Raw genomic sequence first — 22,108 nt, 5'->3', positions numbered from 1 at the left:
TGTCTACCGACAGGTAACCTCCATGCGCCATCCTGCTCACACCCTCACTCAAAGGAGCATGAGCATGGCAGGACGTTTCGGTGTGCGGCATCTCGCGGTCGCGGCAGCGACCGGCGGTGTGCTGCTGGTCGGGGTGGCGCAACCGGCCTCCGCCGCCACGAGCGGCCCGGCTCCGGCCGCGGCCCCGGCGGCCGCCCCGGCGCAGAGCCTCGGCCGCCCGAGCGTGCCGTACGAGACCTGGCTGAAGGACGTCCAGGTGGTGGCGGACTCGGCGGGCGCCTACCTGCAGGAGAGGGTGCCGCAGGCACCGACGACGTACCGGCCCGCGATCGTCCTCGACATCGACAACACCTCGCTGGAGACCGACTACACGCCGTCCTACCCGACGCCGGCGATCGCGGCGGTGCTGAAGGTGGTGCGGGCGGCGCACGACCACGGGGTGAAGGTCTTCTTCGTCACCGCACGGCCCGACTTCATCGACGCCTTCACCCGGTACAACCTGACCAAGGTGGGCTACCCGGTGGACGGCCTGTACGGCCGGTCGCTGTGGGACCTCTTCCAGGAGACCGGGGCGTTCAAGACGGCGAAGCGCCAGGAGATCGAGCGCAACGGCTACACGATCGTCGCCAACATCGGCAACAACACGACGGACCTGGTCGGCGGCCACGCCGAGCGGACCTTCAAGCTGCCCGACTACGGCGGCACGCTCTCCTGACCACCCGCCCGCCCGCCGGCCCGCCCGGGCCGGCGGGCCCCGGCGCCGCAGTCCCGCAGGGCGGGGGCGGCGGCCCGCGCATACGGTGGGTGGGTGGACGGTGACTCGGAAACCCTGGACGAGCAAGCCCTGCGCACGGTCGGGGTCCGGTCGGCCGACGAGGTCCGCGAGGCGCTCGAATGGCTCGGGACGTGCTCGCGCATCGAAGAGATCGGCCCGGGCGGACGCGGCGCGGCGGCGGCCTACCGCTGGGCCCTCGACGCGGGCAGTCCGCGGCCCTCCGACGGTGTCAGCGGCACCGCGGACCGCGGCCCCGCCGCGGACCGGGCCAGGCTCGGTACGGAGGAGCGCGCCTCCCTCGCCGCCGCCCACGACACGGCCCGCAGCGACGAACAGCGCGACTTCGCCCACGGCGCGGCGCAGGCCCTGGGCTGGATCCTCGGCCACACCGGCGTCCGCTTCTGATCCACTCTCCGGTGGCGACGTCGCACTGCCCGGTCGACCCCGGTCCACACGAGCGTTCCGGCGGTTCCCGTCGGCGGTCGACGCACCCTCGTCCCCTCGAAGGTCACCGGCGGACCGCCCGGCGCTCCTTCCGGGGCTTCCGGAACCTCTTCGCCCGTGCGCTCCGGCACCCGGTGCCGGCTGGCGGAAACCGGGTGCGGCCGAACGCGGACGCCTGGCACCACGGCTCCCGTGATCAGCTCTCGGAAGGCCGATGCCGCGTAGACGGCCGCGCGCACTGCGCGCCGGACGACGGGCCCGAAGCGTCCGGGCGCCGGCGCCGCCCGTGCGGATGCACGGGCTCTCCACCAGGGCGAGCCTGGCCGTGCACCGGGTCGAGCACCTGGGCGGCAGCTTCTACCTCCACCCCGGTGCCACCGAGCGGGCCTTGCAGCGGTACCGCGAGTTCCTCCGTCCACCGGGCAGGCGTCCGCTCTACCCGCGGGAATCGTCCTGCGATTGCACCTGGTGCTCCTTCGACGACGTCAGGCACGCCCGCGACGTGCTGGAGGAAGTCCTGGAGCGACTGCCGGAACGGGCCCGTGGCGAGCTCGCCCGGCTCGTGAGGCGGCTGGACACGGAGTTCCTGCGCCGCACCCTGCAGGACCCGTTCGCCCACCGGCGCCGGTGGCGCATCCGGTTCTGGTGGTACCGCCGCCTGGCCGACAGGCCGGGGTGGGGGGACGCACCCGACGGACGATCACGACGGCGGCTCCGACCGAAGGTGATCCGTGCCGCTCCGAGCGCGGTCCGACCAGTCAGGCCCACTGGAACCGGCGTCGTTTGAGACCGTGTCGGACGGTTCGGGCGTCGTCCGCGACCACGCTGGCCCACGCATAATTTTCTTGGAATTCGCGGCCCGGCAGCCGCCCGGAACAGGCCCGCGCACGACCCCCGGGGGGTCGCGGCGGCAGCGCGGGGGCGGTGTCCGACTCCCCCGGCCCGGCGGTCCCGATCGCCCCTCAGAAGCCCGCCGGCGACTTCATCAAACCGGCCTTGACCTGGTGTTTTCCCGAAAATCTCCTAGGCTGGGGGGACTCTGTGGGACACCTTTGGAGGGGGCATCATGAGCGACGGGTCCACAAGGTACGACGCAAGCACGATCGTGGTTCTGGAGGGTCTGGATGCCGTTCGGAAGCGGCCCGGGATGTACATCGGATCGGTCGGTGAACGCGGCCTCCGCCACCTGGTGTTCGAGGTCGCCGAGCAGGCGCTGAACGAGGTCCTCGCCGGCACCGCCGGGCGCGTCGAGATCACTCTCACCGCCGACGGCGGCGTCCGCGTGGCCGACGACGGCGCGGGTCTCCCGGTCGCGGCCGCCGGTCATCGCGACGGCCGCACGCTGGAGACCCGGTTGGCCGTGGTCGGCTGCGGGGCACCGCCTCGCGACCGGCGCTCGCTGTCCGCCGACGGCTTCGGCGCGGGTCTGGCCGTCGTCAACGCGCTGTCGGGCCGGCTGACCGCCGAGGTACGGCGCGACGGCGCCCGCTGGGTGCTGGAGTACGAGCACGGTGAGGCCGTCGCGACGCCCGTCCACGCCGGACCGGCCGACGGCAGCGGTACCGCGATCACCTTCCGGCCCGATGCCGAGATCTTCGAGACGTTGGAGTTCTCCTTCGACGCACTGGCCGAACGCTTCGGGGAACTCGCTTTCCTCAACCGGGACTTCGACATCACGCTGACCGACGACCGCGATCCCGCGGCGCCCCGGTCCGTCCGCTTCCAGGTCCCGGGAGGGCCGGCCGAGCACCTCGCAGGGCAGCCCGGCGCCGTCCCCGCGGAGGTGATCGGATTCGAGCGCGAGTGCCCGGAGATGGAGGGAACCGTCGAGGTGGCGCTCCGCTGGTGCGACTCCCCCGGGGAGCGGGTCCTCAGCTACGCCAACAGCATGCCGACCACCGGCGGCGGCACGCACGAGGTCGGCTTCCGCGACGGCCTGGCGGCCGCGGTCGGCGCGTACGCGCGGGAGCAGGGGCTGCTCGCTCCGTCCGACCCCGACCCGGCCCCCGACCGGCTCGGCGAGGGCCTGACGGCGGTCGTGTCGGTGAAGCTCGACCGCCCCGAGCTCCTGGGGGCCGTCCGCGACGTACTGGGCAACGAAGCCGTCCGCCCCTGCGTCGCCGAGGCCGTCCGCGAGCACCTGACGGCCTGGCTCCGCGCCAACCCGGGGCCGGCGGCGGCCGTCCTCGCCCGGATGCCGATGACCGCCCGCTGACCGCCACAGACCGAGACACCCGAGACATCGAGGCCCGGGCCGGGGACCGTCCCCGGCCCGGGCCTTCTCCGGATCGCGGCCCGGACTGTCGGGCCGGGCCGACGAGGCACCGACCGCCGAGCGGGCGGCCCCGGCCCCGGCCCCGTCAGCCGAAGGGGCCTTCGAGCGCGAAGCGGCGCAGGTGACGGGCGAAGGCCTCGGCCTCGCCCGGGGGCCAGGTGGCGAGGCCGGCCGTGATGCGGTCCGCGAGCCTGGTCCGCAGCTCCGCCACGGCGTCCCGGCCGCGGTCGGTCAGGACGAGGAGCTGGGCGCGCCGGTCGTCGGGATCGGGTTCGCGGCGGACCAGGCCGGCTTCCTCCAGGCGGGACGCGCGGCGGGTGACGCCCGAACGGTCGATCCCCACCTCGGGAGCCAGATCGGCCGCACTGCGCGGCCCCGTCCGGGCGAGGGCGCTGAGCACCGGGTAGGTCGTCTCGTCCAGGGCCTCCCCCATGCCTTCGGTCAGCCGGCGGTGCAGCTGCGTGCGCGTGGTGCGCCGCAGCAGGACGCCGAGCGCTTCGCCGATCTCGTGACCCACCTCGTTCTCCATGCCCCCAGACTAGCGTGCGCTGCGCACGCTTCGCCTGCTACAGTTCGAGAGAAGCGTGCGCTGCGCACGCATCATCCCGAACTCCCCCTTCCCGAAAGGCACTCCCATGACCCGCACCGGCATCAAGGCCGCCCTCGACGACCTCCTGTTCAACCGCGAGCTCACCGTGGCCGAGGCGGCCGACCGCCACTTCACCCCCGAGTACCGGCAGCGCACCGACGGCGAGTGGGCCGACCGCGCCGAGTTCGTCGAGCACATCACCCACCTGCGCGACATCGTCGCCGGCGGCCACGTCGAGGTCCACGAGGAGCTCCACGTGGGCAGCACGTACGCCGACCGGCACACCGCCCACATCACCAAGAAGGACGGCTCCACCGTGCGGATGGAGGTGTACGTGTTCGCCGACCTCGGGCCCGACGGCCGCTTCAGTCGGATCGAGGAGACCACCCTGATGCTGGAGGGGGCCGACTCCGACCGCGCCATCGGCAGCGCACGCTGAGCCGCCCCGGCCCGCGCTCCTGAGAGCGCGATCACACGAGCAGTCACCGCACGCCACCGCTACCGACCAGGAATGACGCCCGGGCGGCCGCCCACAACGACGGCGGCGACCTCCCGACGCCCACCCGGATCCCGCACGACGCACGGGGTCGAGCCGCCGCCCACCGGCCGACGAAGGGTCGGCCCGCATCGTCACCGATCGACAACTCTGCATGCAGGAAGGATTGTTGAAGTTCTTGACGTGAACATACAACGCTGTAAAGCTCATCACACCGGTCTGGACCAGTACCTCTGAAAGCGCTCTCTCTCTGCAGGCACCCCACCTGCCCGAACCGAGGAGAACCCCCGCAATGAGGCACGTCAACGGCGTACGGGCGGTCCTGCCCGCCCTGCTCGCCCTCACCTCCCTGGGCTTCGGCCTCTCCCCCGCCGCGGCGGCCCCCGACACCGCGCCGGCGGCATCGGCCGCCCGGTCGGCCCCGGCCGCCGCCCCCGGTCTGGTCGACGCGCTCCGGCGCGACCTGGGACTGACCCCCGATCAGGCCCGCACCCGCCTCGACCAGGAGACGACCGCGGCACGACTGCTGCCCCGGGTCCGCGGCCTGGCCGGCTCCGCGTACGGCGGCGCCTGGTTCGACCCGGCACAGGGCCGCCTGGTGGTCGGGCTCACCGATCCCGCGCAGGCCGCGGCCGTGCGGGCCGCCGGCGCGGCCACCGCCCCGGTGGCCCGTACGGAGGCCGCGCTCGACCGGGCCAAGGCCGCCGTCGACACGGTGAGCAGGAACCGCCCGGCGCCCGCGGCGGTCACCGGCTGGCGGGTCGACCCCCGCCGCAACGCGGTCGTCGTCACCGTCGCCCCCGGCCGCCGCGCGGACGGCCCGGTGCAGGCGTTCCTCGCCGCCGCTGCGGCGGCCGGGCCGGTGGCCGTCGAGGAGAGCGCCGACCAGGCCCCGCGCACCCTCTCGGCGGGTGTGGTCGGCGGCGACCCGTACTACATCAACGGCAACACCCGCTGTTCCATAGGCTTCGCCGTCCAGGGCGGGTTCGTCAGCGCCGGGCACTGCGGCCGGGCCGGCAGCAGCGTCGTCGGCTGGGACGGTTCGGCGATGGGGTCGTTCGTCGACTCGTCCTTCCCGGGCAACGACTACTCGTACATCCGCATCGGGAACGGCTGGTGGACGGTACCGGTCGTGCTCGGCTGGGGCACCGTCAGCGACGTGCTCGTCCGCGGTTCCTGGCAGGCGCCCGTCGGTTCCTCGGTGTGCCGCTCCGGCTCCACCACGCACTGGCACTGCGGCACCGTCCTCGGCCTCGACGAGACGGTCAACTACAGCCAGGGCGCGGTCTACCAGCTGACCCGCACCAGCGTCTGCGCCGAGCCCGGCGACTCCGGCGGCTCGTTCGTCACCGGCGACCAGGCGCAGGGCGTCACCTCGGGCGGCTGGGGCAACTGCTCCTCCGGCGGCCAGACCTGGTTCCAGCCCGTCAACGAGATCCTCTCCCGCTACGGCCTGACCCTGGTCACCGCCTGACCCGGCGACCGCCCGGCCCCACCGGCCGCACCAGGCCGCACCGCCGACGTGACCACCTGACGCACCACCGGGCCCGCGTCGCCCACGGCTCCTGCACCGGCCGTGGGCGACGCGGGCCCGTCACCCGCTCCCCCGGCCGGCCGGACCGTGAACGGGTCGGACCACGGACGGTCGGACAGCGGACGACGGGTCAGACCGCGACCGCGGCGGGCGAGGGTCGGCGGGACAGCGCGTCGGAGGCCTTGGCGGTGGCGTACAGGGAGACGCCGAGCGCGAGGGCCAGGGCGGCTCCGGCCGCGAAGACGCTGCCGGAGCAGACGGCCTTGGCACTACCGGCCTCGCTGCGGGCGGACCCGGCCAGGAACGGCAGGACCACCAGAACGCCGACGCCGAGCACGACCTCGCCCCAGACGACCGCGGGGAAGTGCCGCAGCGTCAGGTGGAGCAGCGGGGCGGCGGCGTCGGCGCGGCGGGCGCGGGCGATGCGGGGCATGAGCCAGAACTGGTTCACGGCGCCCGCGGCGACCAGGCCGAGGACGAGGGCGGCCTTGACCAGCAGGGCGATGCCGTAGCCGGTGGTCCACAGCTGGGAGACGGTGCCGACGTGCTTCCAGGTGAGCCACAGTCCGGAGAGGGCGACGGCACCGACGCAGGTCATGGCGACGAGACTGAAGCGGCGCCAGATGTCGGCCCAGAGCAGGCCCGCCCCGTCGCCGAGGCGGCCTCGGGCGCCGGCGAGGGAGACGAGCAGCGCGAGGCCGCCGAGCCAGACGGTGCCGGAGACGATGTGGATCTGGTCGAGGACGAGGTCGAACCAGCGGTCGAGATCCGCCGGTGCGGTGGTCGGCACTGCGGCGGTCAGGGTGACGGCGAGGGAGAGCGGCAGCACGGCGAGGGCGATGCGATCGAGATGGCGGCGGACGGCAGGGGCGAACAGGGCGATCATCGCTGCGGCCGTGGCGGCCAGGACGACGTTCTGCACGAGGTGGACGGCGCCCTGGGCGATCCAGGCACCCTTGGCGGCGGGGGCGCCGAGGTAGTCACCGATCCGACCGGGGGCGAGCGCATCCCCGAAGGGCATGCCCTTGCCGGAGCGGGCGACCCGACCGGCGAGCTGGAAGTAGCCGGCGATCAACAGGACGACGCCCGCGCAGGCGATGTGGAGGGCCGATCTGGTGCGCAGGGCCGCGGCGTCCCCGTCGTCGGCGGCGCTCCGCAGGGCGGGGCGGACGGTGGTGGCGTAGGTGACGGCCGTGCCGATGGCACCGGCGAGGCCGATGAAGTAGCCGGTCTTGGTCAGGACCCGCCAGAGCGGGGGCGCGGCGTATCCGGCCGTGTTCGCGGCCAAGAGCAGACTGTTCACGAGGGAAGGCTATCCTTAGTTAGGTACGCCTATCTTTATTTTCTCCCCTGCAGTCGTTCAACCGTCATCAACCCGTGACTCCGCCGGCCCGCCGCCTACCGCAGGACGTCGGCGCGGGTGCACTCCGGCCGGGGCCGCGGGTGCGGGGCGGTCGGGCCGGCGGCCCGGCGGGCGCGGTCGAGTTCGGCGCCCTCGCGGACGGCCCGGTGGACGGCACGGGCGAGCCGGGCGCCCCAGACGGACCGCGGGCCGCCGAAGGGGTCGGCCGGCTTCCCGCCGACGGGGGTGCGGACGGCCACACAGACGGCGTCGGAGGGCGTCCCCGTGCACGCGTACCCGGCGTCCAGCAGGGCCTGCACCTTCGCCTCGGTGGCCGTGGCCAGCAGGTTGACCAGCCCCGCGTCGGCGACCGGCGCCGGCACCACGGCCAGGACGTTGATGGTGCCGGGGGCGTGCGGACCGGGCCCGGGCCCGCCGGGTGCCGCCGCCCAGGTGGGCATGCCGATCCCGGTGGTCACCACGGCGGTCACCCCGCCGTCCTCGGCCCGGGTGCAGTCGTCGACCTCGGCCGCCGTCATCAGGCCGACGCCCGGCCCGCGCAGGCCCTGACCCGCGGCCAGCTCCGCGAGGTGGCGGTCCGGGTCGAGCCGCCCGTACCCGGGCCGCACCTGGGCGTTGAGCACCCAGCCGCGCTCGCCGATCCCGCCGCCCAGCACCGCGCTGCTGACCATCCGCCAGCCCGGACCGGCCCGCCACACCAGCAGGTGCCGGCACGCGCCGTCCTCCTGTCGCGCCGCCCGGGCGACCTCGGGCCGCAGGGTCGCCCGCAGGGTCTCGCTCGCCGTGGTCACCCGGTCCTCGCGTCTCGCTCCGTCGGGTCGGCGGTGTCCGCGACCCGGCCGCACGGGCGCGGCCGCCGTCATCGAACCACACCGCCCCGCGCGCGGCGGGCACGCCTCCAGTAAACGGATAGTTCATCCACATGTGCTAGCGTCGCCGACTAAGCGGATTACCTATCCGAATTTATGGGAGGAACGCATGCGGAAGACAGCGGTGGTCACGGCCGGCACCGGCGGCATCGGCCTGGAGACGGCCGTGGGACTGGCGGCCGCCGGGTACGCGGTGACCGTGGTCGGCCGCGACCCCGGGCGGGGCGCCCGCGCGGTCGCACGGATCGATGCGGCGGGGCCGGCGCGGCGCAGCCGGTTCCTCCCCGCCGACCTCGGCTCGCTCGACGGGGTGCGGGCCCTCGCCGGGCGGCTGGCCGACGACCACGCGGCCTCCGGCGATCCGCTGACCGTGCTGGTCAACAACGTCGGGGCGATGTTCCCCGCCCGGACGGACCTGGACGGCGTCGAGGCGTCCTTCGTCGTCAACCACCTCTCGCCCTACCTGCTGACGGAGCTGCTGCTGCCGACGCTGGCCGCCGCCGCACCGAGCCGGATCGTCAACGTCACCTCGGGCGCGGTCGCCCTCGCCAGGCGCGGGTTCGAGACCGTCGAGCCGGCCGGCGGCTACTACGGCTTCCACTGGTACGGCCGCGCCAAGCTCGCCAACCTCGCCTACACGCTCGACCTGGCCGCCCGGCTGGACGGCACCGGGGTGTCGGTCTTCGCCGCCGATCCCGGAGGAGCCGCGACGGACATGACCGACGGCACGATGACCGACCCGCGGATCGTCTCGCCGGCACTGCGACTGCTCTGGCCGCTGGTGCGCCGCAGGTTCGAGCGCTCGACCTCGGGGCCGGCCGCCACGGCAGCCCGGCCGTCGATCACCGCGGCGACCGACGAGGCCCTGGCGGGTCGGACCGGACTCCTGATCGGCGCCGACACCCGGCCCGCGGCACCCGCCCGCGCGGCGGCAGACCCCCGCACCGCCGAGGCCGTACGGCGGCTCAGCGAACGGCATGCACCCCTGAGCACCTCCTGAGTCCGCCCGGTCGCGGCCCGCAGGACGCCTGACTGGCCGTACGGCACCGCCGGGGCACCGGCCACCACACCCGGCACCCGGCACCGCCCGGGGCGGCCCCGGCGGCGGACATCCGGATGGGCCATCCGATTAGCATGTCCCCATGTCGACGACGCCCCTGCGCAAGGATGCGGCCCGCAACTGGGACCGGATCGTCACCGTCGCCCGCGAGCTGGTCGACCGGGGCGAACCGCTGCAGCTCAACGATGTCGCCCGCCGCGCCGGGCTCGGGGTCGGCACGGTGTACCGGCACTTCCCGACGCCCGAGGCGCTGCTGGAGACGGTCGCCACCCCGTGCCTGGAGGCCCTGGCCGCGCACGGCGAGCGGGCGCTGGCCGACCCCGACCCGTGGCGCGCCTTCGAGGACTTCCTGCTCCGCACCGTCGAGGCGCAGGTCTCCGACGCCTCGCTGGCCCCGGTCAACGCCGCGGGCGAGGACACGCTGCCGCGCACCACGGAACTGAAGCGCTCGCTCCGGGCGTCCGGCACGGCGCTCCTCGACCGGGCCCGCGAGGCCGGAGCCGTGCGCCCCGATCTGGCCGCGGCCGACCTCGTCCCGCTCATGTGCGGGATCGCCCATGCCGTCGACGTCCACGGCGGCGCGCCGGCCGACCGTGCCGACACCGCCCGGCGCTACCTCGCCGGACTCCTCGGCGGCCTGCGGGCGGCCCGCGCGGCCGGCTGACGCCCCGTCATCCGGTCGCGGTGTCCCCGCGCCGGTGCACCACCCGCCATGCGCCGTCCTCGCGTCGGTGGACCTGGGTGACGCGGAGCACGTACGTCCGCGGCAGCCCGTCGACGGACGCCGACACGTGTTCGAGGCCCGCGGTGCAGGCGAGGTCGCCCACCGCGTCGGCGGTGAGCAGCTCGAAGCGGTGGTCGGTGCAGTCGGAGAAGCCCGCCGCCGGGGCTGCGAAGAGCTCGTCGACCTCGCGGAGGCCGTTGGCGTTGCGCCGGGCGCCGAGGACGCTCACCGGTTCCCGCCGGGACCACAGCGCCCTGCGCGAGCCGGCGTCGCCGTCGTGCAGCGCGTGCTCCGCCGCGTACAGCGCGGTCCCGACCCACTGCAGGAAGTCGTCGCGGTCGGCCACCCCGCCGTGCTGCACCGTCGGTTCGGGGCCGGGCTCGACGACAGGCCGCCCGGGCCGGGGAGCGGTCGGCGACGGCCCGGCCGTCACTGCACGGCGGCCGCGCGCCGGTCGAGCACGGCCAGGGCGCGGCGGCCCCAGCGGATGTTCTCCTCCTCGAAGGCGAGGCCGCGCAGCAGGGTGAGGTAGGGGCCGATCCGGTCGGCGCCGGCGAGGAACTCGTCCTCGGTGCGGCCGGCGAGGAGCCTCGTCCGCAGCCGCTCCCAGCGGGCGATCTTCGCCTCGGCCCAGCCGATCCGTTCGGCGATCGCCGCCCGCACGGCGGCGGCGTCGCCCGCGTCGACCGCCCGGACCTTGACCATCAGCTCGTCGCGGATCGCTCCGGGGCGCAGCGGCTCGGCGGTGAACTCGTGCAGCTGCCGGCGGCCGGCCTCGGTGAGCGAGAAGAGCCGCTTGTTGGGGCGTCGCTCCTGTTCGACGACGCGGGCCCGGACGAGCCCCTCGGCCTCCATCCGGTCGAGCTCCCGGTAGAGCTGCTGCGGGGTGGCCATCCAGAAGTTCGCGACGGAGGCGTCGAACTCCTTGGCCAGGTCGTACCCGGACGCCTCGCCCTCCAGCAGTGCGGCCATCACCGCGTTGCGCAACGCCATCCCGACAGGGTAGCGCCGTCCGTCCGGGCGCCTCTGGACAGCGGCCCGGGCGGCGGCCTACTCTCCTCCACACCTATTCAAAAAGTTGATTACCTGGAGGTGGCCGGATGCACCCGTTCCGCGAGGCGGTGGAGCGCCGCGACCCGGCGGCGATCGAGGCCCTGCTCGCCGAGGGCGTCGTCTTCACCAGCCCGGTCGCCTTCAAGCCGTACCCGGGCAAGGCGATCACCGCGGCGATCCTGCGCGCCGTGATGCAGGTCTTCGAGGACTTCCGCTACGTCCGGGAGTTCGCGAGCGAGGACGGCCGCGGGCACGCGCTCGCCTTCACGGCGACCGTCGACGGCAAGCGCGTGGACGGCTGCGACTTCCTGCACCTGGACGAGGACGGCCTGAGCGGGCGCGCGGGGGGGCGCGGGGGGGGGGGGGGGGGGGGGGGCCCCCCCCCCCCCCCGCCCCGGCCGTCCGGCGGCCCGTCGGGCGTCAGCCCTCGGTCCGCTCGGTCACGCAGAGGACGTTCCCTTCGCTGTCCTTGAACCACGCGGCCCGCATCCCCTCGGCCTCCGCGACGCCGTCGACCGTCTTCAGGCCGGGCAGGTCGTAGTCCTCGAAGGTGACGCCGCGGTCGCGCAGCTCCTTCATCTCGGCGTCGAGACTGGCGACCTTCCAGCTGGCCAGGGTGTGCCCGGCCTGGCCGCCGTAGGGCGTCTCGTACATCCCGAACCGGGTACCGCCGCACTCGAAGGTGACCTCGTGCTCCGCCTCCTCGGCGAGCGTGAGCCCCAGGGTGTCGCGGTAGAACGCCTTCGCCCGTTCCAGGTCGGCGGCCGGAACGACGGCGAACAGTGGCGCATCAGCAAGCATGTCCATCGCCTCCTCCTCCCAGGCTAGGCCCACTCCCCGGGATCGCGCCGGGTCAGCGGGCCAGGCCGTGCAGCAGCAGCTCGGCGAGGTGCGCGTAGGCGTCCGCGTCGGCGAGCCCGGTGGCGGCGGCCACCTGCCGCTGCTGGATCCGCACCATCACGGAGGTGATCACGTCGGCGGCGAACGCCACGTGGACCTCGCGGAAGGCGCCATCGGCCACCCCCTCGTCGATGAGCTCCTGCACCCGCCGGGCGGCGACCCGGGTGTTGCGCTCGTACACCTCGGCGGCGGGTTCGAAGGCCGCCACGTCGTCGAAGAAGCGGGCGGACACCGGGGAGAGCTCCGCGGCCACCGCCCGCAGGTAGGCGGCGAGCCGGCGGGCCGGGTCGGTCTCGGCGGCGAGCGCCGCCTCCACCCGCACCGTCGCGCGCCGGAAGAAGTGCACCACGGCCGCCCGGACGAGCTGCTCCTTGCTGCCGGCCAGGCCGTACAGGGTGCGCTTGGAACAGCGCAGCCGGGCGGCCAGGTCGTCCAGGGTCAGCTGGGCGAACCCCTCGGCGATCAGCAGGGCCGTCAGCTCCTCGAAGAGCTCGGTGCGGCGGGCCGCGCCGCGTCCGGTGAGCCTCGGGCCGTCCAGGCGTGGGGTTTCGATCACCCGCCCAGTATTCCAGGGGTGATCGCCCCGCCCTCAGCCGCACCCGCGGGCGGGACCTGCCGCACGGGACCTACGCTCGGAAGGTCGGGCACCGCAGGACGGGAGGCCGCCATGGGCGTCGATCCGGCGAGGACGGAACGGGGCGGGTACGGCGAGACGCTGTTCGAGCCGTGGCGGCCCGGCGAGGGCGAGCGGATCGACCTGGGCTCGCTGGCGTACGACGGCGCCACCCGGCGCCGGCTGCTCGCCGTCGGGGCGGGGCCCGGCACCCGCTGTCTGGAGATCGGTGCGGGCACCGGCACGATCGCCCGCTGGCTGGCCGAGGAGGTGGGCGTCGCCGAGGTGCTCGCGGTCGACCGGGACGTCCGCTTCCTGGAGCCGCACACCGGCGGGCCGCTGCGCACCCTCGCCGCCGACGTCACCGCCCCGGACTTCGAGCCGGGCCGGTTCGACCTGGTGCACGCACGGTTCGTGCTGATGCACGTCCCCGAGCACCGGCGGCTGGCGGCCCGGCTGTGCGGGTTCCTGGCGCCCGGCGGGCACCTCGTGCTCGGCGACGCGGTGGACCTCACCTCGTCCGCGCCGCCGGACACCCCGTACCGGCAGGCGATGCGGGCCATGTGGCGGGCGCTGCGGGAGACCATCGGCACCGACGTCACCTGGACCCCGCAGTACCCGCGGCTGCTGGCGGAGCTCGGCCTGACGGACGTCGGTGCGGAGATCACGGTGCCCCCGCTGACGGCCGACGGCCCGATCACGGCGTTCTGGCTGGACACCTGGCGGCGCTCCCGCTCCGCCGTGCTGGCCACCGGCCTGGTCACCCCCGACCGGCTGGTCCTCGCCGAGCGTGCCCTCGCCGACGGCACGGCCGCCGACCTCTCCCCCGGCCTGATCACCGCCTGGGGCCGCCGCACCTGACCCGGCCGGCCCGGCGCCGTCGGCCGGGCGGTACCGGCCGGTCAGGACAGGTCGTCCGGGCGGCGGGTGAGGACGTGGAACTGCGGGCCGTAGACGCCGCTGCCGTCGGGCAGCGGAACGTCCATCAGGGCGAGGGCGGGCTCCTCCAGGGAGCGCATCGAGCGGACGGCGCCGTCCAGCGCGTGCGCGTCGCCGATCGCCCAGGCGCCCTCCAGGGCGTGCACCACCCGGCTGAACAGCAGGTCGAACCGGCCGAGCAGCTGCCCGGCCGCGGCGGGCGGGTCCGGCCATCCGCCGGCCGGCACCACGCCCATCGGCCGGGCCTCGGGGAACGGCACCGGGTCGCCGTCGTAGCCCCAGCGGTCCGTCGAGGACACCACCCGGCGCTCGTGGAAGATCTCCCCGAAGGCGTAGTAGTGGGCGGGCGCACCGTGGCCCGCCGGGACGTCCGGGCTGGCGGAGGTGCCCTCGCCCTGCTCCTTGATCACCTCCAGTGCCTCGTCCACGTCGGCCAGGGTGGCCGCCGGCCGCAGCACGTCGGGGCCGATCCGGACGGACAGCTGCCCGGAGGTGTCGAGCGCCGGCCGGACCTCGTGGAAGGCGTCCTGCAGCGCGGTGTAGAAGGTGCCGATGGTCGGCCCGGACTCCCGGACCAGCGGCTGCTCCGGGGCCTCGATCGCCATCAGCACGTTCCGCACGTAAGCCTTGGTCAGCCCGGAGAGGTACACGGTGAGGTCGGGCCGGACACCGCCGGGCAGCGGGCCCGGGTAGCCGAGGACGGAGGAGGCGATCCGCGGCCGTCCGCCGACCGCGGTGAGCAGGTTGCAGGTCAGGCCCATGTGGAACATCTCGTCGGCGACGATGCCCTGGATCAGCCGGGCAGGCTCGCTCGTCCGGTCCTTGATCGACCACCAGGCGCAGAGGTACGGCGGGATGGTCGCGAGTTCGAGGGCGACGGCGACCTGCAGGGCGCGCCGGAGCCAGCGGACGTCGCGCGGACCGGGCGCGCCGAGCAGCCGGGCCACCGCGTCACCGTCGACCGCCGGTACCGGCAGGTCCGACGGATCCGGCACGGCCGCCGGCAGGTCCCACGGCGGGACGGACGGCACCGACGGCACGGGCTGCGCTGCGGGCTGCGGTGCGGGCTGCGCTGCGGCGGCTTCGGCGGCGGGCAGCAGGGCGGGGACGGCGGCGAGGCCGGCCGACTTGAGGAAGCCCCGGCGCCCGATGGGCGTGCCCGGCGGCCGGGCGGTCCCGTCCTCGGCTGCATCCACCACGTGCGGCTCCCTCCCCGGCTGCGTCGCGCGGCTGCTGCCGCGCCGGTGCACCCCGACGGGCCGGCCCCCCGCTCGCGGGGCGGTCGGTCCTCGTGCATCGGCTGGAACCGCCGACGCTACCCAGCGGGCCGGGGACGGGGCACGCACCGCCGCCGTGTCCGGCCGAGCCGTCACCCGGGGAGAGCACCGGGACCGGTCCGGGCGGCCGAACCGGACGGGACGGACGGGGGCCCGAGCGGTCAGCCGGCGGACCAGGTGACGGCCGGCGGGCGGACGGCGGCGCACAGGGGGTTCCCCCGGCCGTCGGTGAGGCCCAGTCGCGCCACCAGCAGGCCGGACGCCACGGCCGCCTCGACGGTCCGCGGGTCGACGGCGTCCAGCATCAGCTTGGCGCGCCGGAACACGGCGAAGCGGCCGGCCGCGTCGACGGTGCCCCAGGCGAGGTGGACGAAGCGGGCGTGCGGGCCGCCCTGGAGGTGGGGGCCGCGCAGGTCGATGCCCTGCGGGGTGCGGACGGGCGTGCAGGCGAGCGTCCAGGTCGCGGAGGGCGCGTCACCGGGCTGCAGGCCCAGCAGTTCGTCCGGCCGGCCGCGGCGCTGCACCGTCACGTGGATGCCGGTCGCGCCGGGGAAGGCCGGGCCGGGGGCACAGCTGCGGCCGGGCAGGTCGGTGGCGTCGATCCGGAGTTCCATGCGGCCATCGTCCCGCGGCGGGCCGCCCGCCGGAACGCCGACGGGCCGGTCCGGCACGGGTGTGCCGGACCGGCCCGCGGTGGCGGCTGTGGCGGCCGGGTCAGGCCGCGGGCGAGGGCTTGAGGACGACGAAGTCCGCGCCGTTCGGGTCCACGCAGACGGCGAGGCGGCCGACGCCGGGGGCGTCCTCGGGCTCCATCTGGAGGCTGCCGCCGTTGGCCCTGACCGCGGCGGCCGCGGCGTCGGTGTCCTCGACGGCGAAGACGGGGTGCCAGTACGGCGTGCCGCCGGTGAGCACCAGGTGCTCGGGGGGCAGCTGCATCAGGCCGCCCTGCATCCGGTCGTCGGGCAGGCCGGCGGGGGTGATCAGCCAGTAGGTGCCCTCGACGCCGCCGGGCAGCGGCATGGCCGAGGTCTGCCAGCCGAAGAGGGTGCCGTAGAACTCGCGGGCGGCCGCGGCGTCGGTGGTGTACAGCTCGGTCCAGTTGAGGCTGACCGGGTCGTCGACCATCTGCAGGCCGGGGTCGCCGATCGGCTGCCAGACGGCGAACTGGCCGCCGAGCGGGTCGGAGAACTGGGCCATCCGGCCTTCCTCGCCCGCGTCCGTCGGGGGGACCCGGACGGTGCCGCCGAGCCGCTGCACGGCCTCGGCGGTGGCGTCCACGTCGGTGGTCTTGAAGTAGAGCATCCAGGCCGAACGGGCGCCTTCCTCGGTGAGCGGCCCGATGCCGCCCACGATCCTGCCGCTGTGTTTGAAGGCGCGGAAGTCGCCTCCCGCCTCGTTGAAGGACTCGGTCTCCCAGCCGAGGACGGCGTTGTAGAAGGCGGCCGTCGCGGCGACGTCCGGGGCGCCGAGGTCGAGCCAGCAGGGGGAACCGGGTACGAAGTCGGTAGTGATCACGTCTTCTCCCATCGAGAGTGCCACCGCGGCCCAGCCTCCCAGCGCCCGGCGGCCCCCGCCCGTCGGCCCGCCGTCCACCCGTCCGTTCGGGCGGGTCACCGGACCAGGGGATGATGATCTTCCCGTCACTCGTGCCGCTGCTCGACGGTCTGGCACGCCTGGAGGGCCGGCACCGGGGGTTCTTATCGTTCGTGGCGGTGGATTCCTCGTTCCGGGTCGACTTCCGGGTGATGGACCGAGCCGTCGAACTCTCCCGCGGAGGCAGGACGCTGGGCCGACCGCCACTGACGGACCTTGTCCATGCCGTGATGGTGGCGGCCGACGAGTTCGCCGCACGCGAGGTGCCCGGGCTCCCGACGACGGACGCGGGCCGACAGGACCTGGAGGCATCGCTGGCGGAGTTCCGGCGGCTCCTCTCCTCGCACCGGCGAGACGACGGCCGTACCGAGGGGGAACGAAGACCGGTCCGAGGCAGGGGGGGCGGAACCGTCTGTCCGGCGGTCCCGCCCCGCCGTCAGCGTGCCGTTCGGCGAGTGCCCGCGCTCAGTGCGGTGTACAGGAGCATCGCGGAGGCGAAGCCGACCGCCCAGCCGTAGTCGGCGAGCGGCTTGAGGAAGGGGATGAGGCCGTCGGCGGGGAAGGGGCCGCCGTAGGAGCCGCCGACGGCGAGCAGGGCGCCGACGACCAGGGCGGTGACGGCGCGCCAGTTCCAGCCTCCGGCGTACCAGTAGGCGCCGTGCGGGCGGTAGAGGTCGGCGAGGTCGAGCGCGGTGCGGCGGACGATCCAGTAGTCGGCGATCAGGATGCCGGCGACCGTGCCGAGCATGCCGCCGACCACGCCGAGCCAGGTGAAGATGTAGATCTGCGGGTCGGAGATCAGCTTCCACGGGAAGATCACGATGCCGACCACACCGGTGATCATCGCGCCGGTCCGGAAGTTCACCAGCTTCGGCAGCAGGTTGGACAGGTCGTAGGCCGGGGACACCACGTTGGCCGCGATGTTGACGGACAGGGTGGCGATCAGCACGGTCAGCAGGGCGAACAGGATCCCGACGGTGGAGTCCATCTTCGCGGCGAGCGCGATCGGGTCCCAGATCGGCTCGCCGTAGACCGCCTGCGAGCCGGAGGTCACCAGGACGGACAGCAGTGCGAAGAGCGTCATGGTGGTGGGCAGGCCGAGTGCCTGGCCGCGGATCTGGGCCTTCTGCGAGCCGCCGAAGCGGGTGAAGTCGGGGATGTTCAGGGACAGCGTGGACCAGAAGCCGATCATGCCCATCAGGGCGGGGAAGAAGACCTTCCAGAAGTCGCCGTCCCAGCCGAGCCTGGAGGGCTGGTCGAGCAGCGGCCCGAAGCCACCGGCCTCCACCGAGATCCAGACCAGCAGGGCGAGGGCGCCGACGATGACGAAGGGCGCCGCCCAGTTCTCGAACCGCCGCAGGGTGTCCATGCCGCGGGCGATGATCGCCATCTCGATCACCCAGAAGATCAGGAACGACAGCCACTGCGTCCACGGGTAGCCGCCGATGTGCGAGGCGTTCTGCCAGCCCGAGCCGAGGAGCTTGCCGGCGAGCAGGAAGATGCCCTCGCCGCCGATCCAGGTCTGGATGCCGAACCAGGCGCAGGCCACCGCCGCCCGGATCATGGCCGGCAGGTTGGCGCCGCGCAGCCCGAACGAGGCCCGGGCGAACACCGGGAAGGGGATCCCGTACTTGGTGCCGGCGTGCCCGGTGAGCAGCATCGGGACGAGCACGATCAGGTTGGCCAGCGCGATGGTGAGGACGGCCTGCTTCCAGTCCATGCCGAGCGCGACCAGGCCGGAGGCGAGCGTCCAGGACGGGATGTTGTGGGCCATGCCGACCCAGAGGGCGAGGAAGTTGTAGGTGGTCCAGCGGCGTTTCGCGACGGGGACGGGTCTCAGGTCGTCGTTGGCGAAGCGGGGGTCGGAGAGGTCGGTGCCGGGGGCGAGTTCGATCCGGCCGTCGGGCTGCACGGACTGGGTTGCGGACACGGGCTACCACCTTGTGCGGGGGGACGGCCCGGCGGCCGCCGTGGGGGGCGGCCGCCGGGGAAGGTGATGGTGCGTCGGTGCGGGCGGGTGGACGGGTGGGTGCGCGGGAGGAGAGCGCGGGCGGTTCAGGAGAGTGCGGGGATCACGCTCTTCCCGTACGCGTCGATGGTGGACTCGATCGCGTCGTGCATCGCGTACACGGCGAACTGGTCGACGCCCAGCGCGCGGAGCTCCGCCAGCTTGGCGAGCTGCCGCTCGGGGGTGCCGATCAGGCAGAACCGGTCGACGATCTCGTCGGGGACGAAGGCGGTGTCCGGGTTCCCGGCCCGGCCGTGGTGGCTGTAGTCGTAGCCGTGCCGGTCCTTGATGTACGCGGTGAGCTCCTCCGGGACCATCGCGGAGTGCTCGCCGTACCGGGAGACCAGGTCGGCGACGTGGTTGCCGACCATGCCGCCGAACCAGCGGCACTGCTCGCGGGCGTGCGCCAGTGCCTCCGGCGAGTCGTCGGCGGTGACGTAGGCGGGGGCGGCGACGCAGATGGTGACGGACGCCGGGTCGCGGCCCGCCTCGGCGGCGGAGTCGCGGACGGCCTTGACCATCCACTCGGTGAGGTAGGGGTCGGCGAGCTGCAGGATGAAGCCGTCGGCGACCTGCCCGGTGAGGTGCAGCGCCTTGGGCCCGTACGCGCCCATCCAGACCGGCAGCCTGGCGCCCTCCTTGACCCACGGGAGGTGGATCTCGGTGCCGTCGACCTCGACGGTGCGGCCCTCGGCGAGGTCGCGGATCGCGTGGATCGCCTCGCCGAGCATGCCGAGCCCGGCCGGGCGGCGGCCGGCCACCCGCTGCGCCGAGTCGCCGCGGCCGATCCCGCACACCGTGCGGTTGCCGTACATGTCGTTGAGGGTGGCGAAGAGCGAGGCGGTGACCTCCCAGGTGCGGGTGGCGGGGTTGGTCACCATCGGGCCGACCATCATCCGCTCGGTCTCGGCGAGGATGCGGCTGTAGATGACGAAGGGCTCCTGCCAGAGCACGACGGAGTCGAAGGTCCACCCGTGGGTGAAGCCGGCCGCCTCGGCGCGCTTCATCCGGTCGATGAGCAGGCGGGCGGGCGGGTCGGTCTGCAGGACGAGTCCGATGTCCACGGGGCTCCTAGCGGTCGAGGTACTGGCAGGTGGCGCGCGGCTGGTAGCGGCCGTGGCCGGCGCGTCCGAGGTAGTTGTCCCCGTCGATGACGACGGTGCCGCGGGAGAGCACGGTGCGGACCTTGCCGGTGATCCGCCTGCCCTCGTACGCCGAGTAGTCGACGTTCATGTGGTGGGTCTCGGCGGAGATCGTCTGCACCGCGTTCGGGTCGTAGACCACGATGTCGGCGTCGGCGCCGGGAGCGACGGTGCCCTTCTTCGGGTAGAGGCCGAACATCCGGGCGGGGGTGGCGCAGGCGATCTCGATCCAGCGTCGGCGGGTGAGGTGCCCGTCGACGACGGCCTGGTGCAGCAGGTCCATCCGGTTCTCGACGCCGGGCAGGCCGTTGGGGATCTTGGAGAAGTCGCCGCGGCCGAGCTCCTTCTGCCCGACGAAGCAGAACGGGCAGTGGTCGGTGGAGACCACCTGCAGGTCGTTGGTGCGCAGGCCCTTCCACAGCTCGGCCTGGTGCTCCCTGGGCCGCAGCGGGGTCGAGCAGACGTACTTGGCTCCCTCGAACCCCGGCTCGGCGAGGTTGTCGGTGGAGAGGAAGAGGTACTGCGGGCAGGTCTCGCCGAAGACCGGCAGGCCGGCGTCGCGGGCCCCGGCGATCTCGGCGACCGCGGAGGCGGCGGAGACGTGCACCACGTACAGCGGCGAGCCCGCGACCTGGGCGAGCTTGATCGCCCGGTGGGTGGCCTCGGCCTCCAGCAGCTCGCGGCGGACCTCGCCGTGGTAGCGCGGGTCGGTCCTGCCGGCGGCCAGGGCCTGCTCGACCAGGACGTCGATCGCGATGCCGTTCTCCGCGTGCATCATGATCAGGCCGCCGTTGTCGGCGCCGCGCTGCATGGCCCGCAGGATCCTGCCGTCGTCGCTGTAGAAGACGCCCGGGTAGGCCATGAACAGCTTGAAGGAGGTGACGCCCTCCCCCACCAGCAGGTCCATCTCCTTGAGGCTGGCGTCGTTGACGTCGGCGAGGATCATGTGGAAGCCGTAGTCGATCGCGCAGTTGCCCTCGGCCTTGGCGTGCCAGGCGTCCAGGCCCTCGCGGAGCGAGGCGCCGACCGACTGGACGGCGAAGTCGACGATCGTCGTGGTGCCGCCCCAGGCCGCGGCCCGGGTGCCGGTCTCGAAGGTGTCGGAGGCGAAGGTGCCGCCGAACGGCAGCTCCATGTGGGTGTGGGCGTCGACGCCGCCCGGGATCACGTACATCCCGGTGGCGTCGATCACCCGGTCGGCCGTCCACTCGGCGGCGCTGCTGCCGGCCGCGGCGAGGGCGACGATCCGCTCGTCCTCGATCAGCACGTCGGCGTTCAGTTCCTCGGCGGCGGTGACCACCAGGCCGCCGCGGATCACGGTACGGGTCACGGGCGCGCTCCTCTCAGGCCTGGGTGAGCGGGCCGTAGGCGTCCGGGCGGCGGTCCCGGTAGAAGGCCCACTGCTGGCGGACCTCCTCGATGGCGCCGAGGTCGAGGTCGCGGACGACCAGCTCCTCGTCCTTGTCGGAGGCCACGTCGCCGACGAAGCGGCCGCGCGGGTCGACGAAGTAGCTGGTGCCGTAGAAGTCGTTGTCGCCGTACTCCTCGACGCCGACCCGGTTGATCGCGGCGATGTAGTACTCGTTGGCGACGGCCGCGGCGGGCTGCTCCAGCTGCCACAGGTACTGGGAGAGGCTGCGGCTGGTGGCCGACGGGTTGTAGACGATCTCGGCGCCGGCCAGGCCCAGCGCGCGCCAGCCCTCCGGGAAGTGCCGGTCGTAGCAGATGTACACGCCGACCTTGCCGACCGCGGTGTCGAACACCGGCCAGCCGAGGTTTCCCGGCTTGAAGTAGTACTTCTCCCAGAATCCCTTCACCTGCGGGATGTGGTGCTTGCGGTACTTGCCGAGGTAGCTGCCGTCGGCGTCGATGACGGCGGCGGTGTTGTAGTAGAAGCCCTGCTGCTCGACCTCGTAGACCGGCACGACGATCACCATCCGCAGGTCCCGGGCCAGGTCCTGCATGCGCCGGACGGTCGGCCCGTCCGGGACGGGCTCCGCCCAGGCGTAGTGCTCCGGCTCCTGCACCTGGCAGAAGTACGGGGCGTTGAAGACCTCCTGGAATCCGATGATCTGGGCGCCCTGCGCCGCCGCCTCGCGCGCCGCCTTTTCGTGGGCGGCGACCATCGTTTCCTTGTCCCCCGTCCAGGCGGTCTGGAACAGTGCGGCCCTGACGACTCGGCTCATCTCAACTCCTCGCAGAAGTCGGTGTAGACCGTTGACATTAGGAGTTTCACACCCCGAGGTGCAGTACCACGCTGTAACGCTCTCCCGTGTTGTGCGTTCCGCGGCGAAACCATGATCGGATGTAAATCCGACCCGGATGACGAATGGCGCCCGACGGGGTTACACCGGCGTTTCCGGTGGGGATGATGGATGAATTCGCCCGCGTCCGGCCCCGCCCCGCGGGTCGGCCGGACGGCGGCGGGACGGAGGCCGGACGGCGGCAGGGCAG

The 22,108-nt window shown here is 73.9% G+C and carries 22 protein-coding genes and 1 pseudogene; 9 read left to right on the top strand and 14 right to left on the bottom strand.

Going from position 1 to position 22,108, the window contains the following annotated elements:
- Positions 1-64 precede the first annotated feature (64 nt).
- The 3 genes from IE98_RS0137740 (at position 65) to IE98_RS43715 (ending at position 3,434) form a co-directional block, all read left to right on the top strand.
- Entirely contained in the window at positions 65-715 is a 651-nt protein-coding gene (locus IE98_RS0137740) for an HAD family acid phosphatase (protein ID WP_030276735.1), read from the top strand.
- A 93-nt stretch (positions 716-808) separates the two neighbouring features.
- The gene (locus IE98_RS0137735; RefSeq protein ID WP_030276733.1) at positions 809-1,180 is read left to right on the top strand and encodes a hypothetical protein; all 372 of its coding nucleotides are present in this window, start codon (positions 809-811) and stop codon (positions 1,178-1,180) included.
- A gap of 1,186 nt (positions 1,181-2,366) precedes the next feature.
- On the top strand, positions 2,367-3,434 hold the full coding sequence (locus IE98_RS43715) for an ATP-binding protein (protein WP_234443837.1): 1,068 nt from the start codon (positions 2,367-2,369) through the stop codon (positions 3,432-3,434).
- A gap of 145 nt (positions 3,435-3,579) precedes the next feature.
- Here the strand turns inward: IE98_RS43715 and IE98_RS0137720 are convergent, their stop codons facing one another.
- Entirely contained in the window at positions 3,580-4,023 is a 444-nt protein-coding gene (locus IE98_RS0137720) for a MarR family winged helix-turn-helix transcriptional regulator (RefSeq protein WP_030276727.1), read from the bottom strand.
- A 106-nt stretch (positions 4,024-4,129) separates the two neighbouring features.
- Between IE98_RS0137720 and IE98_RS0137715 the strand changes: the two genes are divergently transcribed.
- Both IE98_RS0137715 and IE98_RS0137710 read left to right on the top strand, forming a co-directional pair.
- Positions 4,130-4,522, top strand: coding sequence for a nuclear transport factor 2 family protein (locus IE98_RS0137715; protein ID WP_030276724.1), 393 nt, complete (start codon positions 4,130-4,132; stop codon positions 4,520-4,522).
- A 349-nt stretch (positions 4,523-4,871) separates the two neighbouring features.
- Positions 4,872-6,053: a S1 family peptidase gene (locus tag IE98_RS0137710; protein ID WP_030276723.1), complete on the top strand. Its 1,182-nt coding sequence runs from the start codon at positions 4,872-4,874 to the stop codon at positions 6,051-6,053.
- Between the two features lie 190 nt (positions 6,054-6,243).
- Here IE98_RS0137710 and IE98_RS45460 read toward each other — a convergent pair whose 3' ends face one another.
- A complete protein-coding gene (locus tag IE98_RS45460) occupies positions 6,244-7,416 on the bottom strand; it encodes a copper resistance D family protein (RefSeq protein ID WP_052391486.1) in 1,173 nt (390 codons plus the stop codon).
- A 95-nt stretch (positions 7,417-7,511) separates the two neighbouring features.
- On the bottom strand, positions 7,512-8,267 hold the full coding sequence (locus IE98_RS0137700; RefSeq protein ID WP_234443836.1) for an adenosylcobinamide amidohydrolase: 756 nt from the start codon (positions 8,265-8,267) through the stop codon (positions 7,512-7,514).
- Positions 8,268-8,454: 187 nt separating this feature from the next.
- On the opposite strand from IE98_RS0137700, the gene IE98_RS0137695 reads away from it, so the two are divergent.
- Both IE98_RS0137695 and IE98_RS0137690 read left to right on the top strand, forming a co-directional pair.
- Entirely contained in the window at positions 8,455-9,345 is an 891-nt protein-coding gene (locus IE98_RS0137695) for an SDR family NAD(P)-dependent oxidoreductase (protein WP_030276716.1), read from the top strand.
- Positions 9,346-9,487: 142 nt separating this feature from the next.
- Positions 9,488-10,069, top strand: coding sequence for a TetR/AcrR family transcriptional regulator (locus IE98_RS0137690; RefSeq protein WP_030276714.1), 582 nt, complete (start codon positions 9,488-9,490; stop codon positions 10,067-10,069).
- A gap of 7 nt (positions 10,070-10,076) precedes the next feature.
- On the opposite strand, the gene IE98_RS0137685 is transcribed toward IE98_RS0137690, so the two are convergent.
- Positions 10,077-10,475, bottom strand: coding sequence for a nuclear transport factor 2 family protein (locus tag IE98_RS0137685; RefSeq protein WP_030276712.1), 399 nt, complete (start codon positions 10,473-10,475; stop codon positions 10,077-10,079).
- A gap of 83 nt (positions 10,476-10,558) precedes the next feature.
- Complete coding sequence (locus IE98_RS0137680; RefSeq protein ID WP_030276711.1) at positions 10,559-11,122, bottom strand: PadR family transcriptional regulator; 564 nt, start codon at positions 11,120-11,122, stop codon at positions 10,559-10,561.
- Positions 11,123-11,229: 107 nt separating this feature from the next.
- Between IE98_RS0137680 and IE98_RS0137675 the strand changes: the two are divergent.
- A pseudogene (locus IE98_RS0137675) lies at positions 11,230-11,511 on the top strand (nuclear transport factor 2 family protein); the annotation flags it as partial.
- A gap of 91 nt (positions 11,512-11,602) precedes the next feature.
- Here the strand turns inward: IE98_RS0137675 and IE98_RS0137670 are convergent.
- The gene (locus IE98_RS0137670; RefSeq protein ID WP_199923038.1) at positions 11,603-11,989 is read right to left on the bottom strand and encodes a VOC family protein; all 387 of its coding nucleotides are present in this window, start codon (positions 11,987-11,989) and stop codon (positions 11,603-11,605) included.
- Positions 11,990-12,035: 46 nt separating this feature from the next.
- Positions 12,036-12,638: a TetR/AcrR family transcriptional regulator gene (locus tag IE98_RS0137665; protein WP_078661620.1), complete on the bottom strand. Its 603-nt coding sequence runs from the start codon at positions 12,636-12,638 to the stop codon at positions 12,036-12,038.
- A 111-nt stretch (positions 12,639-12,749) separates the two neighbouring features.
- On the opposite strand from IE98_RS0137665, the gene IE98_RS0137660 reads away from it, so the two are divergent.
- Entirely contained in the window at positions 12,750-13,556 is an 807-nt protein-coding gene (locus IE98_RS0137660) for a class I SAM-dependent methyltransferase (RefSeq protein WP_030276702.1), read from the top strand.
- A 41-nt stretch (positions 13,557-13,597) separates the two neighbouring features.
- On the opposite strand, the gene IE98_RS43710 is transcribed toward IE98_RS0137660, so the two are convergent.
- From IE98_RS43710 to IE98_RS0137620, 7 genes are all read right to left on the bottom strand, one after another.
- Entirely contained in the window at positions 13,598-14,833 is a 1,236-nt protein-coding gene (locus tag IE98_RS43710; protein ID WP_234443835.1) for a ferritin-like domain-containing protein, read from the bottom strand.
- A gap of 239 nt (positions 14,834-15,072) precedes the next feature.
- Positions 15,073-15,525 (bottom strand): DUF5990 family protein, encoded by a 453-nt coding sequence (locus IE98_RS0137650; protein WP_030276699.1) that lies wholly within the window; start codon positions 15,523-15,525, stop codon positions 15,073-15,075.
- Positions 15,526-15,625: 100 nt separating this feature from the next.
- Positions 15,626-16,426: a VOC family protein gene (locus IE98_RS0137645; RefSeq protein WP_030276697.1), complete on the bottom strand. Its 801-nt coding sequence runs from the start codon at positions 16,424-16,426 to the stop codon at positions 15,626-15,628.
- Between the two features lie 514 nt (positions 16,427-16,940).
- Positions 16,941-18,434 carry an NCS1 family nucleobase:cation symporter-1 gene (locus tag IE98_RS0137635; RefSeq protein WP_030276685.1) on the bottom strand — a complete coding sequence of 498 codons (1,494 nt, stop codon included), beginning with the start codon at positions 18,432-18,434 and terminating at the stop codon, positions 16,941-16,943.
- A 125-nt stretch (positions 18,435-18,559) separates the two neighbouring features.
- A complete protein-coding gene (locus IE98_RS0137630) occupies positions 18,560-19,576 on the bottom strand; it encodes a TIGR03842 family LLM class F420-dependent oxidoreductase (protein ID WP_030276684.1) in 1,017 nt (338 codons plus the stop codon).
- Between the two features lie 7 nt (positions 19,577-19,583).
- Positions 19,584-20,984 carry a dihydropyrimidinase gene (hydA, locus tag IE98_RS0137625; protein ID WP_030276682.1) on the bottom strand — a complete coding sequence of 467 codons (1,401 nt, stop codon included), beginning with the start codon at positions 20,982-20,984 and terminating at the stop codon, positions 19,584-19,586.
- Positions 20,985-20,997: 13 nt separating this feature from the next.
- Complete coding sequence (locus tag IE98_RS0137620) at positions 20,998-21,840, bottom strand: nitrilase-related carbon-nitrogen hydrolase (RefSeq protein WP_030276681.1); 843 nt, start codon at positions 21,838-21,840, stop codon at positions 20,998-21,000.
- Positions 21,841-22,108 lie beyond the last annotated feature (268 nt).

The organism is Streptomyces sp. NRRL B-24484 (genome assembly GCF_000717715.1).
Classification (GTDB): Bacteria; Actinomycetota; Actinomycetes; order Streptomycetales; family Streptomycetaceae; genus Kitasatospora.
The sequence above is the reverse complement of the archived record's forward strand: the minus strand, read 5'-3'. Positions and strand labels throughout refer to the sequence as shown.

Excerpts from the sequence above, each read along its gene's own strand:
- IE98_RS43715 (WP_234443837.1), top strand. The coding sequence starts at position 2,367 with ATGTACATCGGATCGGTCGGTGAACGCGGCCTCCGCCACCTGGTGTTC.
- IE98_RS0137715 (WP_030276724.1), top strand. The coding sequence starts at position 4,130 with ATGACCCGCACCGGCATCAAGGCCGCCCTCGACGACCTCCTGTTCAAC.
- IE98_RS0137720 (WP_030276727.1), bottom strand. The coding sequence starts at position 4,023 with ATGGAGAACGAGGTGGGTCACGAGATCGGCGAAGCGCTCGGCGTCCTG.
- IE98_RS0137690 (WP_030276714.1), top strand. The coding sequence starts at position 9,488 with ATGTCGACGACGCCCCTGCGCAAGGATGCGGCCCGCAACTGGGACCGG.
- IE98_RS0137695 (WP_030276716.1), top strand. The coding sequence starts at position 8,455 with ATGCGGAAGACAGCGGTGGTCACGGCCGGCACCGGCGGCATCGGCCTG.
- IE98_RS0137650 (WP_030276699.1), bottom strand. The coding sequence starts at position 15,525 with ATGGAACTCCGGATCGACGCCACCGACCTGCCCGGCCGCAGCTGTGCC.
- IE98_RS0137680 (WP_030276711.1), bottom strand. The coding sequence starts at position 11,122 with ATGGCGTTGCGCAACGCGGTGATGGCCGCACTGCTGGAGGGCGAGGCG.
- IE98_RS0137740 (WP_030276735.1), top strand. The coding sequence starts at position 65 with ATGGCAGGACGTTTCGGTGTGCGGCATCTCGCGGTCGCGGCAGCGACC.
- IE98_RS0137620 (WP_030276681.1), bottom strand. The coding sequence starts at position 21,840 with ATGAGCCGAGTCGTCAGGGCCGCACTGTTCCAGACCGCCTGGACGGGG.
- IE98_RS0137670 (WP_199923038.1), bottom strand. The coding sequence starts at position 11,989 with ATGGACATGCTTGCTGATGCGCCACTGTTCGCCGTCGTTCCGGCCGCC.
- IE98_RS0137710 (WP_030276723.1), top strand. The coding sequence starts at position 4,872 with ATGAGGCACGTCAACGGCGTACGGGCGGTCCTGCCCGCCCTGCTCGCC.
- IE98_RS0137660 (WP_030276702.1), top strand. The coding sequence starts at position 12,750 with ATGGGCGTCGATCCGGCGAGGACGGAACGGGGCGGGTACGGCGAGACG.